This window comes from Oceanicaulis sp., assembly GCF_051859625.1.
GTDB lineage: Bacteria > Pseudomonadota > Alphaproteobacteria > Caulobacterales > Maricaulaceae > Oceanicaulis.
The window spans coordinates 14,629-28,172 of record NZ_JBHYFH010000001.1 but is presented as its reverse complement, the minus strand read 5'-3'; the positions used below and the strand labels follow the sequence as shown (position 1 = coordinate 28,172).

Genomic DNA, 13,544 nt, shown 5'->3' with positions numbered 1-13,544 from the left:
CGCTTGCGAGCGTCAGAATGGGGCTCTGAATCACCACCCATGGGTGCGTGACGATTCGCCGGCGCATCCCGTGAGGGGAAATGTGTCCATGCCACAACGGCAAGTCGACCTAATGGGCTTCATGGTCGCAATCCTAAGTCACAAATGTGATCTTTCTGTCACGTTTCCAAGTTCATCTCCTGTCCATGTTCAGCAGCGTGTTGACCCATCTCGGTTCAACGCCATAGGGTTCTGTTATGTCCGCATAATTCATTTGTGCGGGCGCCATCGTACGGGTCGCTCGCACCTAAAAAGGGGAGGTGCAGCGGCTTTTTGGAATTTGAAGCGGGGAGATATTTATGCTTCGAGATAGAGCACTGGCACGTAAGCTGTTGTGCGCAACAATGCTTACTGGTGTAGCCACGCTGTCGGCTGCGCCGATTGCGATGGCGCAGGAAGACGCTGCGTCGCAAGACGTGATTCAGGTCACGGGTTCGCGCATTCAGCGTCCGGACGTTACGGCTCCGAGCCCGGTCACTTCAATCAGTGAAGCGACCCTCGAGTTCAACAACACCATCAACCTGGAAGACACGCTGAACGATCTGCCTCAGCTGGTTCCGGCGTTTGACGCATCCTCCAACAACCCGGGCAACGGTACGGCGACCCTGTCGCTGCGCGGCCTTGGCGCCTCTCGGACGCTGATTCTGGTCGACGGTCGTCGCATGGTGGGTGAAGGCGCTGGCGGCGTCGTCAACATCAACTCCATCCCGTCCGCTCTTGTTGAGCGCGTCGACATCGTCACCGGCGGCGCGTCCGCTGTGTACGGTTCTGACGCTGTGGCCGGCGTTGTGAACTTCATCATCAAGGACGACTTTGAAGGCGTTGAGTTCGACGTGTCTTCGCGTTGGACCGAAGATGGCGGCGCAGGCAACTTCAACACCTCGCTGACCATGGGCGGCAATTTTGACGGCGGACGCGGTAACGCAGTGCTGTCGATGTCCTACAATGACCGTGAAGAGCTGTTCCAGGGCGACCGCGACTTCTCTCGCGACACCCTGATCGACAACGGTTCGGGCTCGTTCGGCACCACCGGCTCCATCAACATTCCGAACACGCTGCTGCTGGCGCCTGATTTCTCCAACTTTGACCCGAGCGTGGCTCCGGGCCTTCAGGCGAACATCAATGACCGGTGTTCCAACCTGGGCGGCGCTGGCGCTGACACATGCTGGGGCTTCGGTGTCTTTGTTGACGACAGCGGCGCGCTTCAGCCGTTCCGTACGGCCGGCCCGAACAATGACCGCTTCAACTACGCACCGGCCAACTACCTGCAACTGCCGCAGGAGCGCTATAACTTCGCCTCGTTCGTCACCTATGAGATCAACGAGAACGTCGAAGTTTACGGTCGCGCTTTCTACACCAACTCAATCGTTGACTCCCAGCTGGCGCCGACCCCGGGCGGCACCCAGTTCGATTTCACGATTGACGAGAACAACCCGTTCCTGACGGGCGAGCTTCGTGCGCTGTTTGATGCGAACTCCTCGATCAATGTCGGCGACATTGATGGTGACGGCGTGAACGAATACCAGTTCACCACCGGTCGTCGTTATGAAGAGATCGGCAATCGGAACAGCCTGCGTGACACCCATACGTATCAGATTGGCGGCGGCCTGCGTGGCTCCATCAACGCCAACTGGGACTATGACGTGTATGCTCAGTACGCCAAGTCGCGTGCTGACCAGATCCAGACCGGCAACGTGTCCATCTCCGCTGTTCAGGCGATCGTGGAAGAAGGCCGCTGGAACATCTTTGGCGGCGCTGGCTCCCTGACGCCGGAACTGGCCGAAGAAATCTCCCGTACGGGCGCTATCTTCAGCACCAACGAGCAAGTCTCGGCCGTTGCTTCTGTGAGCGGCGAAATCGAGCAGTTCCAGTCGCCTTGGTCCTCCACCCCGCTGGCGATCGCCACCGGTCTTGAGTACCGCGAAGAGTACGTGCGTCGTCAGCCTGACTCCGTGCTGGGTCCGGACGTGATGGGCTTTAACCAGTCCACCTTCATCGAAGGCAGCTATGACGTTTATGAGTTCTTCGGCGAAGCCAACCTGCCGCTGATCGAGGGCGCTGAGTTCGCTGAGTACCTCGCTCTGAACGCTGGTTATCGTTACTCCGATTACTCGTCTGTCGGCACCGTGGAATCCTACTTCGTGGGTGCTGAGTGGTTGCCGATCGACAGCGTGCGTTTCCGTACGCAGTTCCAGCGCGCTGTGCGTGCACCGTCTGTGTCCGACCTCTTCCAGTCTGACTCCAACGGCTTCCCGGGCGTTCAGGATCCGTGCTCGACTTCGTCGTCTGGCGCATTCAACCTGCTGTCTCCTGAGCAGCAAACTGCTGTTCGCGACAACTGTATCAACCTGGAAGGCATCGACGCCGCCACGTTTGATGCAGGCGTGCCGCAGGCCAACAGCCAAGTGGAATCCATCTTCCGCGGCGCCAGCAACCTGGAAGCTGAAGAAGCTGACACCTTCACCATTGGTGTTCAGTGGTCTCCGGAATTCGTTCCGGGCCTGGACCTGTCGGTTGATTACTATGACATCGAAATCGCCAACGCACTGGGCGGCGCAACCGCTCAGCAGGTGATCAACGATTGCGTGATCAACGGCAACGCGAATGCTTGCGTTATCACCAACCGTCAGGGCAATGGCGCTCTGGACTCCTTTGGTGACCGTGCGGGTGAAGACCCGAATGGCGACGGCATCGCTCAAGCGTTGACCACCGAGAACCAGACCGGCCTGTTCGTGAAAGGTTTCGACTACAGCGCGACCTACACCTTCAGCCCGAACTGGGACTTCGGTTCCCTCGCGCTTGGCATCAACGGCACCATTCTTGACACGAACTCCTTCCAGCCGACCGCGTCCCTGGGCGTGATCGAATGTAAGGGCTTCTACGGTGCTGACTGTGGTGAACCGACCCCGGAGAACAAGTTCCTGGCGTTCGGCACCTGGATGTACGGCCCGCTGGACCTGACCCTGCGTTGGAGCCACATCGGTGAGATGACTGACGTGCAGACCCAGTTCTACGGCGCTTACGCCGAAGGCCTGGACGTTACGTCCATCGATGCGTTCAACTACTGGGATATCAATGCGAACTACCAGCTGACGGACGCTATCCGCGTCTATGGCGGTATCCGCAATATCTTCGAGCAAGAGCCGCCGCGTCTTGGCGACGGCCCGCAGTCTGAACAGGCCAACACCTGGCCGGCCACTTACGATCCGTATGGCCGTCAGTTCTTCCTGGGTCTGACCGCGACCTACTAAGCTCTGAACTCACGAGTTCCATCTTGGGGCGGCCCTTTGGGCCGCCCCTTTTTTTGGCGCCTATGCGTAGGTCGCCATCTGGACAGACCGCATGCCCGGCTTGTTAACTTGGCTCTTGAAGGAGAGGACAGGCATGGATTTGCACGCCCAGCTGAGCGCCGCGCTCACCGACATCAAGGCCGGGCGATTTCAGCAGGCGCTGTCCGCGCTGGCGATCTTGCAGGACTCGCGTCCGAAGACGCCGGATGTCTGGCGATTGTCAGCCATGGCGGCTCGCAAAACCGGTGCGTACGCGCAAGCGGAACGCTGGCTGGAGACCGCCCTCTCACTGGAAGCTGACAATCCTGAAAGCTGGAATGCACTGGGGCTGACCCAGGATGCGCTGAACCGACCAGAGGCGGCTGTCGCCAGTTTCCAGATGGCCTTGCACAAAGCGCCGCAATTTGTGCCGGCCGCCATTAATCTGGCGCGACTGCATCTCAGATCTGGCGCTGCGCAGCAGGCTCTGGCGGTGATGAAGCCTTTCGCACAGCAGCCTCAGGCTCAATTGGTGCTGGCCCAAGCCTACCAGCGAAGCGGCCAGCCTCAGACGGCGCTTGAACTCTATGCGGGGCTGGTGCGCCGAGAACCTCAGAATGTTCATGCGCACTATGGCCTTGCGGTCTGCCTGATTGAACTGGGTGAGCCCGCACGCGCCATGCCGACGCTTGATGCGCTCAGCCAGGCCGGGTTCGGCCCTGCACATTATCCGCGCTTCACCGCGCTGGCGCGTCTGGGCCGTCATGAGGAGGCGCTGCAAGCCGTGAACGCAGCGTTGCATGAAACCCCAACTGATCCGTCTGCGCTGCACGGTATGGCGCAATTGTACTGGATGATGGGGCGCGCGAGCGATATTGCGCCTCGCTTTGAGGCTTGTCTGACTGAAAGTCAGGGGGCGGTCGCCGTCTATGCGGCCTATCTGGATGTTCTGATCCAGATGGAGTGTTTTGAAGACGCGCGCGCTCTGGCGGATCGTGCGGGCGCCATGCACGGTGTGAACACTTGGCTGAAAGCGCGCCGACTTTCCATCGAGATTGAATCCGGTGCGGCGGATACCGCCTGCGATCTTGCCCTGGCCGTGTTGGAGGAGGGGGCACCAGCGTCTCAGCTGCGCGGCAATCTCGCGCGAGCCCTGCTTATGGGGGGCGCATTCGACCAGTCGCGTCCGTTGATCGAGGAGGCCATGGCGGCGGCGCCGGGTGACCGGTTCTGGGTTGCGATGCAGGCGACGCAGGCGCGCGCGGATGGGGACCGGTCAAGCTATGAGGCGCTCGTCAATCTTGATGAGTTCACGATGACCGCGCCGCTGAAGACGCCAGACGGGTATCGCGATCTGGCGCATTTCAACGCGGATCTGGCGAAGGTGTTGCGTCAGATGCATGACTTTACCGCTGCGCCGCTTGATCAATCCCTGCGCGCAGGCAGCCAGACACCGACAGATCTGCGCCACAGTAAAGAGCCCGTCATCCAGGCGTTCTTCGCCATGGTGGAGCAGGCTTTCAACACCTACCGCGATCGGCTGAGCCCGCAAGCCGGGCACCCCTTGTTGGGGGCTGTTCCCGACCATTTTGAGCTCGCCGGCGCCTGGTCCGTCAGACTTCAGGCGGATGGCCGTCACGTGAACCATGTCCACCCTGAAGGCTGGATCAGCTCGGTCTATTATGTCGACGTCCCGCCACAAGTGGCCGGCTCGCCAGACCATGAAGGATGGCTGAAATTTGCTGAGCCGCCGTTTGATGTGGCCGGTCTGGGACCTGAACGGTATGTGGAGCCCAGGGCAGGGGAGTTGACCTTGTTTCCCAGCTATCTGTGGCATGGAACGGTTCCCATTCAGTCCGGGGAACGATTGACCATTGCTTTTGACATCAAGCCGCGCGGGTAAATGACGATGACAGGTGAGCAGCCTTGGGCTGAATTCTGGCAAGGAGAGGCGGACGAGGCTTCTGTTGCAAGTCGGCGCGCCAGTGCGGCCTTTGCGTCGTTATGGCGTGAGTGGAGCACCAAGCTTTTTGAGCGGCGGTCTGACCCTGTGATTCTGGACGTGGCCTGTGGTGCAGGCTCTGTCAGTAGTGAAGTGATGGCGGCGGCGCAGCAGGCGGCGCCGGTGATTGTGAGTGTGGATATTGCTCATTCGGCTCTCAGAAAGCTGCAAGATGCGCCCGTTCTGAGAGCGACGGCGGACGCTGCGGCGCTTCCGTTTGCTGAAGGCAGCTTTGACGCCATCGCCAGTCAGTACGGCGTTGAGTATGCCGGAGAGGACGCTTTGGAAGCGTTGCCGACCTTGTTGGCTCCGCATGGACGGATACGGATCCTTGCTCACATGACGGACGGAGCTGTCGCCCAAGAATGTAGTGACAACCTGACTGTCCTGAACAGTCTGCGTGAGAATGAGCTCATCGGGCGTGTGAGTGAACTGTTTCAGGCGCTGAAGGGGCTGCGGCCCGATCTGGCATCCCGTGACGCCGCTTTCCGGCTCGTCGCGCAGGCGTGCGGTCGCGAAGTTCAGGCTCACGCCTGTCCAGCGTCGACCTATGCGCAGCGTCTGTTTCAGGATTGTTCAACAGTTCTTCAGCGCAACCAGGCCTATGACCCAAAGGATATGCAGGTCTGGTTTGAGGGGCAGGCGCAGTCCATTGATGCGTATGCCGCACGCATGTCTGCGATGCTTTCCGCTGCACTCGACAGATCGCAAATTGAGACGGTCCTGCGTGTCTGGGAGCATCACGGTATGGCGGATTGCACCTTCATGCCTGTTTACGCCGCAGCTGACGACACGCCTGCGGCCTGGCGTCTGGACGCTGTTCGGCGCAGCTGATCTCACAAAATCGGCTCTGATTTCCTGCTCAAACCGAAACCAAGCTCTGCCACTGCCCTTGGGGCGGTGAAGGGCGGTGTGTCATATGCGTCAAAGGTGTGCGCGTAAATGCAACCTTTCTTGAAAATTAAATTGTTGATAGTTTTAGGTATATTCCAGCGCCTCAATCAAGGTGTGCGTTTGGGGTGACAAGTGCGCCCGTTTTTTTCTCATCCGTCATGATTTCAGCCAGGAAATTGGCTGATTCCAACTCAACGAAACGGATATCAACCAAAGATCGTGGGTGTCAGAGGTTGAAATTCATTGCTGGAATGTAATAGTTGCGATCACGCAACATTGATAATTTGTCATCTAAATAAGCTTTTTTTGGCCACAATAACCGCATTTGGAGAATTTTATGCGTCTAAGGGTTTTCTAAATTGCAATTTTGCAACACCGGAATTGCAACGGCACGTCACCCTGAAAAGTTCACTTTTAAGGCGAATGAAGCGGCGCCTAGTTTGCGCCATCCACTCGAACACGAGTGCGAGCTTGTTCTCGGCCTGTCGCCTACGGGCCTTGCCTCTGAATTACGGGGAGACGTGAATGTCCTATAAGAATTTTAAAACCTGGGCCCTGGCGTCCAGCCTGCTCGCCGGTCTCGGCGCAGCAAGCGCGCCTGCTCTGGCTCAGGAAGAGAGCGCAGACGCTCAACAAGACGTCATCCAGGTCACTGGTACGCGCATCCAGCGTGGCAACATGACGGAAGCGACGCCGGTCAACACTTTCAACGCCGAGCAATTCGAGCTGTCCGGCGCTGTGAACACCGCTGAACTGCTGCGCACCCTGCCGGCCGTCGGCGTGTCGTCTCTGACCTCGACCAACTCCAACTTCACGGTTGCTTCGTCCGGTGTGAACACCATCGAGCTGCGCAACCTGACTGAAGACCGCACCCTGGTGCTGATGAACGGCCGCCGCTTCGTCGCAGGCCTGCCGGGCACGAACAATGTCGACTTCAACTCGATCCCGACCGAGCTGATCGAGCGCGTTGACGTCGTCACCGGCGGCGCATCCGCCGTTTATGGTTCCGACGCCCTGGCCGGTGTTGTGAACGTCATCTTGAAAGACGACTTTGAAGGCATCGTCGCTTCGACCCAGGCTGGCATTTCCGATGAAGGTGATGACGAGACCTACCGCGCATCCCTGACCATGGGTTCGCTGTTCGATCAGGGCCGCGGTTCTGCCGTGGTCTCGAGCACCTGGTCGCGTGAAAACGGCGTTTACGCCCGTGATCGCGAAGGTCTGGACCGCGACGGTCTCTCCCGCGCCTTTTTCGACCCGACCGTCGAGAATTGGCAAGAGGACGTGGTCCCGTTCTACTCGTCTTTCTCCGAGCGTGGCCGCATTCGCATTCCGGGTCTCTCCGCCAATGGCAACCCGACCGACGCTGCAAACCTCGTGTTTGATGAAACCACCGGTCAGGTGCGTCCGTTCACGTCTGCGAACGCCGACGGTTCTCCGCTCGACGGCTTTAACCGTCAGGCGTACCGCGCCATTGCTGTGCCGACTGAACGCTTCACCTTCTCCTCGCTCGTGAATTACGAAGTGAACGAGAAGATGAACTTCTTCTTTGAAGGCACCTATGCGTCCACCGAGACCCAGTCTTCTCTGGAGCCGTTCGCTCTGTCCTCAGAAGACGTCTATGGCGACAACCTGGCGCAGTTTGTTGATGAAGATAATGACGGCGTTTTCGAGCGCTCGCGTTACGGCATCTCCATCCTGAACCCGTACGTGCCGCTCGCCATGCGCGACGCCGCTCGCGCCGCTGCTGATTTCAACAATGACGGCATCCAGGACATCGCGGATGAAGATCTGGTCGTCGGCTTTGTGCGCCGTATGACCGAAGTGGGTCAGCGCTCGTCTCAGAACACCCGTCAGACCGCACGCATCGTCGTCGGCCTGGAAGGCGATCTGACCGACAACTGGTCTTATGAAGTCAGCGCCAATGTGGGCCGCACCACGCAGTCGCAGCGCTCGACCGGTCAGGTCAACGTTCTGAACCTGCGTCAGGCGCTCAACGCGACCGAGGTCAACGGCCAGATCGTCTGCGCCGACGACATCGCCCGCGCTCAAGGCTGCGTGCCGGTCAACGTGTTCGGCATGGGCTCTATTTCCCCGGAAGCGGCGGCTTACATCAACGCGCCGTCTTCGCGTCAGGCTGAAATCACCCAGCAAGTCTATTCGGGCTTCCTGACCGGTGACTTGGGCTTTGCGTCTCCGTTTGCTGACGACTCTGTCAACGTCGTCGTCGGTGCGGAATACCGCTCCGAGGAATCCGAGAGCGTTCCGGACGCGCTGAGCCAGTCCGGCCAGAATGGCGGCAACGTTTCCCCGGCAGTCTTTGGCGACTTCCAGGTGGCTGAGATCTTCGCCGAAGCGGACATTCCGCTGGTGCAAGGCCGTCAGTACGTCGAGGACCTGCGTCTGAACCTGTCCGCGCGCGCCTCTGACTACACCACCGTGGGTCAGACCTTCGCCTGGGCCGCCAACCTGCAGTACACCCCGGTCGACATGCTGCGTTTCCGGGCTCAGTACTCTGAATCCGTGCGGGCGCCGAACATTGGTGAGCTGTTCCAGCCGCCGTCAGAAACCTTTGAGGGTGGCGATGACGTTTGCGCCGGCCTGACCCTGTCGGGTTCTGATCCGGCCTTCTTCAACAGCGCTGACGACGCCACCTCCGGCGTTGATGCGGGCACTGTGAACTCGTCCATCGCCCAAGCGTGTATCGCGGATCCGGCTGTGGCCGCTCGCGTGAGCCGTGACGGCTTCTACATTCCGACCCAGGGTGAGATTCAGGGCATCGCCGGCTTTAACGGCGGCAACCCGAATCTTGGCGAAGAAACCGCCACCTCCATCACGGTGGGTGCGGTCTTTGCTCCTGACTTCGGCAACATGTGGATCGACAACTTCGCGCTGTCTGTTGACTACTTCAACATTGAGATCGAAGACGCGATTTCCGGCATTGCTCGCCAGACCTCGATCAACCAGTGCTATGACAACGGCACCGGCGTTTATGACGCCAGCTCCGTGTTCTGCTCGAACATCGTGCGTTTCAACTCCGGCCCGTCTGTCGGCGCCATCAATGAGCTGAACGCCCTGCAGCAGAACCTGGCGACCATCGAGACCGCCGGCGTGGACGTGCAGGCCAGCTACTTCCTGGGCCTGAACGATGTCTTCACCACCACCGACTGGGCTCTGGGTGATCTGAACTTCACCCTGACCTACGGTTACCTGGAAAAGTGGGAGCAGGAATCGTTCCCGGGCGCTGAGGTGATCGACTATGCCGACACCGCCGGCCTGTTCGAGCACGAAGTCCTGTTCTCCACCGTCTACCGCAACGGTCCGCTGACCGTCGCCTATGACATGAACTGGATGCCGGAAACCCGTCTGGAAGCCACCGGCGATCTGGCTGAAGCCATCGTCCCGTCTGCGACCTTCCAGGATGTTCAGGTGCGTTGGGCGTTCGAAAATCAGCTCGAGCTGGTGTTCGGCGTGGACAACATCACCGACGAGTTCATCAAGTATGGTCAAGGCTTTGACTCTACGGGTACGGGCACGGACGGCGCCATCTACGACGCCATTGGCCGTCGCTGGTATGTGGGTGCGCGTAAGACGTTCTAAGTCTTAAGCGTTCCATTGCTCAAAGAGGCGGCGGGTCTGATGCAGGCCCGCCGCTTTTTTGTGGGAAAAGGGCTTTTCTTTCGGGCTCAGGCTGGTTACAAGACCGGCTTCCGAATAACGGCCCGCTACGTTTGTGCGCACATGATCCTATATAGGGTGGTGTGAGCACGCGCCGCGGGCCGCTGGGTCTAGGGGTGTAGCTCAGCTGGTAGAGCGACGGTCTCCAAAACCGTAGGTCGGGGGTTCGAACCCCTCCGCCCCTGCCAGGCCCGCAACACGTGATCGGTGACGTGCCGAAGGGAAGATGACGAACGCTATGGCGCGAGACACGAAAAACCGTCAGTCTGCGAACGCTGGCTCCTCCGGCAAGTCCGGATCGACCCCGCCTGCCGCGCCTGCACGCAAGCCGGTGAACCCGCTGAAGTTCTTCAGCGAGGTGCGTCAGGAGGGCCGTAAGGTCACCTGGACGTCGCGCAACGAGACTTTTGTCTCCACCATCATGGTGCTGGTCATGGCGTCGTTCGCCGCGCTGTTCTTTCTGGGCGTCGATACGGTGATCGGCTTTATTGTGAACTTCCTTCTGGGTCTGGGAGCTTAATCGGAATGGCTGCGAAGTGGTATATCGTCCACGCCTATTCCAACTTCGAAAAGAAGGTGGCTGAGGCGATCCGCGCCGAGGCTGCGCTCCAGGGGCTTGAGGACAAGTTCGAAGAAGTGCTGGTGCCGACCGAAGACGTTGTTGAAGTGCGCCGCGGTCGCAAGGTGAACGCAGAGCGCAAATACTTCCCCGGCTACGTGCTGGTGAAAATGGACATGACCGACGAGGCCTATCACCTCGTCAAAGACACCCCGCGCGTCACGGGTTTCCTGGGTTCGGGCCGTCGCCCGACTCCGGTGCCGGAAGGTGAAGTGCGCCGTATCATGGGGCAGATGGAAGAGGACGCCGAGCGTCCGCGTCCGACTGTCTCTTACGAAGTGGGTGAGACCGTGCGCGTCACTGACGGCCACTTCCAGAGCTTTAATGGTCTGGTTGAGGAAGTGGATGACGAAAAGGGCGTGCTCAAGGTCGCCATCAATATTTTCGGCCGGGCGACCCCGGTCGAACTGGAATACGCTCAGGTGGAAAAAACCGCCTGATCGTAGACAGGTGCGGGAGGTCGCGGCGAAAGACCATGCCGGGACCGCACCGCGCCGCCCATTGAGAAGAGCCGCGCTTTCCGAGCGCGGCTTATTGTGCAATCCCCAGGTGTCGCTTGCGGCGCGAATTGGAGGACAGGGACATGGCGAAGAAGATCGCGGGTTATATCAACCTGCAAGTTCCCGCTGGCGCAGCCAACCCGTCGCCGCCCATCGGGCCGGCGCTGGGTCAGCGCGGCGTGAACATCATGGAATTCTGTAAGGCGTTCAACGCCAAGACCCAAGAGATGGAAAAAGGGATGCCGATCCCGACCACCATCACGGTCTATCAGGACAAGTCGTTCACCTTCGTGATCAAGACCGCTCCGGCGAGCTTCTTCCTGAAGAAAGCGGCGAAAGTTCAAAAAGGGTCCGGCGAAGCGGGTAAGGCTGCGCCGATCGCCAGCGTGACTTCGGCCCAGTGCCGTGAGATCGCGGAAGCGAAAATGAAAGACCTGAATGCAAACGACCTGGATGCCGCGACGAAGATCATTGAAGGATCTGCGCGCTCCATGGGTTTTGAGGTGGTGGGGTAAGCATGGCCAAGATTGCTAAGCGTATCGCCGCCGGCCGCGAAGGTCTGGACCGCGAGAAAATGCACACCGTCGCCGAAGCTGTGAAGCTGGTGAAGGATCGTGCGACCGCCAAGTTTGATGAAACCATTGAAGTGGCCGTCAATCTGGGCGTCGACCCGCGTCACGCTGACCAGATGGTCCGCGGCGTCGCCAACCTGCCCAACGGCACCGGCCGCTCCATGCGCGTCGCTGTGTTCGCGCGTGGCCCCAAGGCTGATGAAGCCAAGGCCGCAGGCGCTGAAGTTGTGGGTGCGGAAGACCTGGTCGAGCAGATCCAGGGCGGCGAGATCAACTTTGATAAAGTGATCGCCACTCCGGACATGATGCCGCTCGTCGGTCGCCTGGGCAAAGTCCTGGGTCCGCGCGGCATGATGCCGAACCCGAAAGTGGGCACCGTCACCATGGACGTGACCAAAGCGGTCGAAGCCTCCAAGGGCGGCGCCGTTGAGTTTCGTGCAGAAAAAGCGGGCATCATCCACTGCGGCGTGGGCAAGGCGTCCTTCTCTGAAGACGCCCTGACCGAGAATGTGCGCTCTTTGCTCGAGGCTCTGGTGAAAGCCAAGCCGACCGGCGCCAAGGGTCAGTACGTCAAAGCCATCGCGCTGAGCTCCACCATGGGCCCGGGCGTGAAAGTGGACGTGTCTGAAGCGTCTGCACCGGCTGAAAACGCGTAAGCGTTTCAGCTGACCGAGTTTCCTGAAGGGCGGCCTCGCTGCTCTTCAGGATGTCCGGATCGGGAAGGGGGCTTCGGCCCGGTTTCCGGTCCACCTGTCCGAGACCTTGGGGGAGGCCTTGCGCCTCTTAATCCAACCGGCCCCGGGTGAGACAGAGCGACAATCGATACTCCCAGCCTGGTGCTGGAAGGGTCGGTTCGAGCCCTGGGACAGGCCAACGCCGCAGGGCGCCTGATCTTGATCAGGCATTCCGGCGGCGGCTTGAGCGAGCCGTCCATAGGGGACGGCTCAAAAAGGGAGACCGCAATGGATCGTACGACCAAAGAAGCGGCGGTCGAGGAGCTTTCGGAAATCTTCGGAAGCGCCGGATCCGTCGTTCTGACCCGTTATTCGGGTCTTACCGTTGCGGAAATGACCAAGCTGCGCAGTGATCTGCGTGAGGTGGGCGGCAAACTCAAAGTTGTCCGTAACCGTCTCGCCAAGATCGCGCTGAAGGATCAGAAAGGCGAGGCCGCCTCCGACATGTTCGAAGGCCCGGTCGCAATCGCTTATTCTGAGGACTTCACGGCTGCGCCGAAAGTTGTCGTGGAATTCGCCAAATCGAACGACAAGTTCGATCTGGTGGGCGGCTTTATGGAAGAGGAAATCTTCGACGCCAAAGGTGTCGTGGAACTCTCCAAACTGCCGTCTCGCGAAGAGCTTATCGGCGCCATCGCGGGTCGTCTCCTGGGCCAAGCTGGCGAAATCGTCTCGCGCATCACTGCGCCGGGCAACACGCTGGCCGCTCAGATCGAGACCATCCAGGAAAAAGCCGAAGCCTAGTCGTCTCTGCACATCGAACCGATACCCTTATTACCGCAAGGAACTGAACCATGGCTGATATCGCCAAACTCTGTGATGAACTGCTGGCCCTGACCATTCTGGAAGCCAAAGAACTCAACGACCTTCTCGAAGAAAAAGGCATCAAGCCGGCCGCCGCTGCTGTGGCTGTTGCTGGCCCGGCCGCCGGTGGCGAAGCTGCTGCTGAAGAGAAAGACGAGTTCGACGTCGTCCTGATGGAAGCCGGCGACAAGAAAATCAACGTGATCAAAGAAGTCCGCGCCATCACCGGCCTGGGCCTCAAAGAAGCCAAGGAACTGGTGGAAGCCGGCGGCAAAGCCGTCAAAGAAGGCGCCTCCAAGGCCGAAGCCGAAGAGATCAAGAAGAAGCTCGAAGACGCTGGCGCGAAAGTCGAGCTCAAGTAAGGCGTTTCGGGCCGGGCTTGGTTCTGGTCCGAATGCGTTATACGACGTACGGGCGCGCGGGGATTCCTGCG

At 59.7% G+C, this 13,544-nt stretch carries 10 protein-coding genes and 1 tRNA gene; all 11 read left to right on the top strand.

The window, feature by feature from the left end; translation table 11 throughout:
* Nucleotides 1-383: 383 nt before the first annotated feature.
* Nucleotides 384-3,290, top strand: a complete 2,907-nt coding sequence (locus ACTIGF_RS00090; protein WP_439634931.1) for a TonB-dependent receptor plug domain-containing protein — start codon at nt 384-386, stop codon at nt 3,288-3,290.
* Between the two features lie 133 nt (nt 3,291-3,423).
* A complete protein-coding gene (locus tag ACTIGF_RS00085) occupies nt 3,424-5,211 on the top strand; it encodes a tetratricopeptide repeat protein (RefSeq protein ID WP_439634930.1) in 1,788 nt (595 codons plus the stop codon).
* Nucleotides 5,212-6,144: a methyltransferase domain-containing protein gene (locus ACTIGF_RS00080; RefSeq protein ID WP_439634929.1), complete on the top strand. Its 933-nt coding sequence runs from the start codon at nt 5,212-5,214 to the stop codon at nt 6,142-6,144.
* Between the two features lie 585 nt (nt 6,145-6,729).
* Nucleotides 6,730-9,804: a TonB-dependent receptor domain-containing protein gene (locus ACTIGF_RS00075; protein ID WP_439634928.1), complete on the top strand. Its 3,075-nt coding sequence runs from the start codon at nt 6,730-6,732 to the stop codon at nt 9,802-9,804.
* 190 nt (nt 9,805-9,994) lie between these two features.
* Nucleotides 9,995-10,070: transfer RNA gene (locus ACTIGF_RS00070), tRNA-Trp, on the top strand.
* A gap of 50 nt (nt 10,071-10,120) precedes the next feature.
* Nucleotides 10,121-10,402 (top strand): preprotein translocase subunit SecE, encoded by a 282-nt coding sequence (gene secE, locus ACTIGF_RS00065; protein ID WP_439634927.1) that lies wholly within the window; start codon nt 10,121-10,123, stop codon nt 10,400-10,402.
* A gap of 5 nt (nt 10,403-10,407) precedes the next feature.
* Entirely contained in the window at nt 10,408-10,941 is a 534-nt protein-coding gene (gene nusG, locus ACTIGF_RS00060) for a transcription termination/antitermination protein NusG (protein ID WP_022702243.1), read from the top strand.
* A 143-nt stretch (nt 10,942-11,084) separates the two neighbouring features.
* A complete protein-coding gene (gene rplK / locus ACTIGF_RS00055) occupies nt 11,085-11,516 on the top strand; it encodes a 50S ribosomal protein L11 (RefSeq protein ID WP_439634926.1) in 432 nt (143 codons plus the stop codon).
* Nucleotides 11,517-11,518: 2 nt separating this feature from the next.
* Nucleotides 11,519-12,229, top strand: a complete 711-nt coding sequence (gene rplA, locus ACTIGF_RS00050; RefSeq protein WP_133723077.1) for a 50S ribosomal protein L1 — start codon at nt 11,519-11,521, stop codon at nt 12,227-12,229.
* Nucleotides 12,230-12,535: 306 nt separating this feature from the next.
* Nucleotides 12,536-13,051 carry a 50S ribosomal protein L10 gene (gene rplJ, locus ACTIGF_RS00045; RefSeq protein ID WP_439634925.1) on the top strand — a complete coding sequence of 172 codons (516 nt, stop codon included), beginning with the start codon at nt 12,536-12,538 and terminating at the stop codon, nt 13,049-13,051.
* 50 nt (nt 13,052-13,101) lie between these two features.
* On the top strand, nt 13,102-13,473 hold the full coding sequence (gene rplL / locus ACTIGF_RS00040) for a 50S ribosomal protein L7/L12 (RefSeq protein ID WP_022702238.1): 372 nt from the start codon (nt 13,102-13,104) through the stop codon (nt 13,471-13,473).
* Nucleotides 13,474-13,544 lie beyond the last annotated feature (71 nt).

Bases quoted from the DNA above. Each gene is read 5' to 3' on its own strand.
- rplK (WP_439634926.1), top strand. From the start codon at position 11,085: ATGGCGAAGAAGATCGCGGGTTATATCAACCTGCAAGTTCCCGCTGGC.
- secE (WP_439634927.1), top strand. From the start codon at position 10,121: ATGGCGCGAGACACGAAAAACCGTCAGTCTGCGAACGCTGGCTCCTCC.
- ACTIGF_RS00075 (WP_439634928.1), top strand. From the start codon at position 6,730: ATGTCCTATAAGAATTTTAAAACCTGGGCCCTGGCGTCCAGCCTGCTC.
- ACTIGF_RS00080 (WP_439634929.1), top strand. From the start codon at position 5,212: ATGACGATGACAGGTGAGCAGCCTTGGGCTGAATTCTGGCAAGGAGAG.
- rplA (WP_133723077.1), top strand. From the start codon at position 11,519: ATGGCCAAGATTGCTAAGCGTATCGCCGCCGGCCGCGAAGGTCTGGAC.
- ACTIGF_RS00085 (WP_439634930.1), top strand. From the start codon at position 3,424: ATGGATTTGCACGCCCAGCTGAGCGCCGCGCTCACCGACATCAAGGCC.
- rplL (WP_022702238.1), top strand. From the start codon at position 13,102: ATGGCTGATATCGCCAAACTCTGTGATGAACTGCTGGCCCTGACCATT.
- ACTIGF_RS00090 (WP_439634931.1), top strand. From the start codon at position 384: ATGCTTACTGGTGTAGCCACGCTGTCGGCTGCGCCGATTGCGATGGCG.
- rplJ (WP_439634925.1), top strand. From the start codon at position 12,536: ATGGATCGTACGACCAAAGAAGCGGCGGTCGAGGAGCTTTCGGAAATC.
- nusG (WP_022702243.1), top strand. From the start codon at position 10,408: ATGGCTGCGAAGTGGTATATCGTCCACGCCTATTCCAACTTCGAAAAG.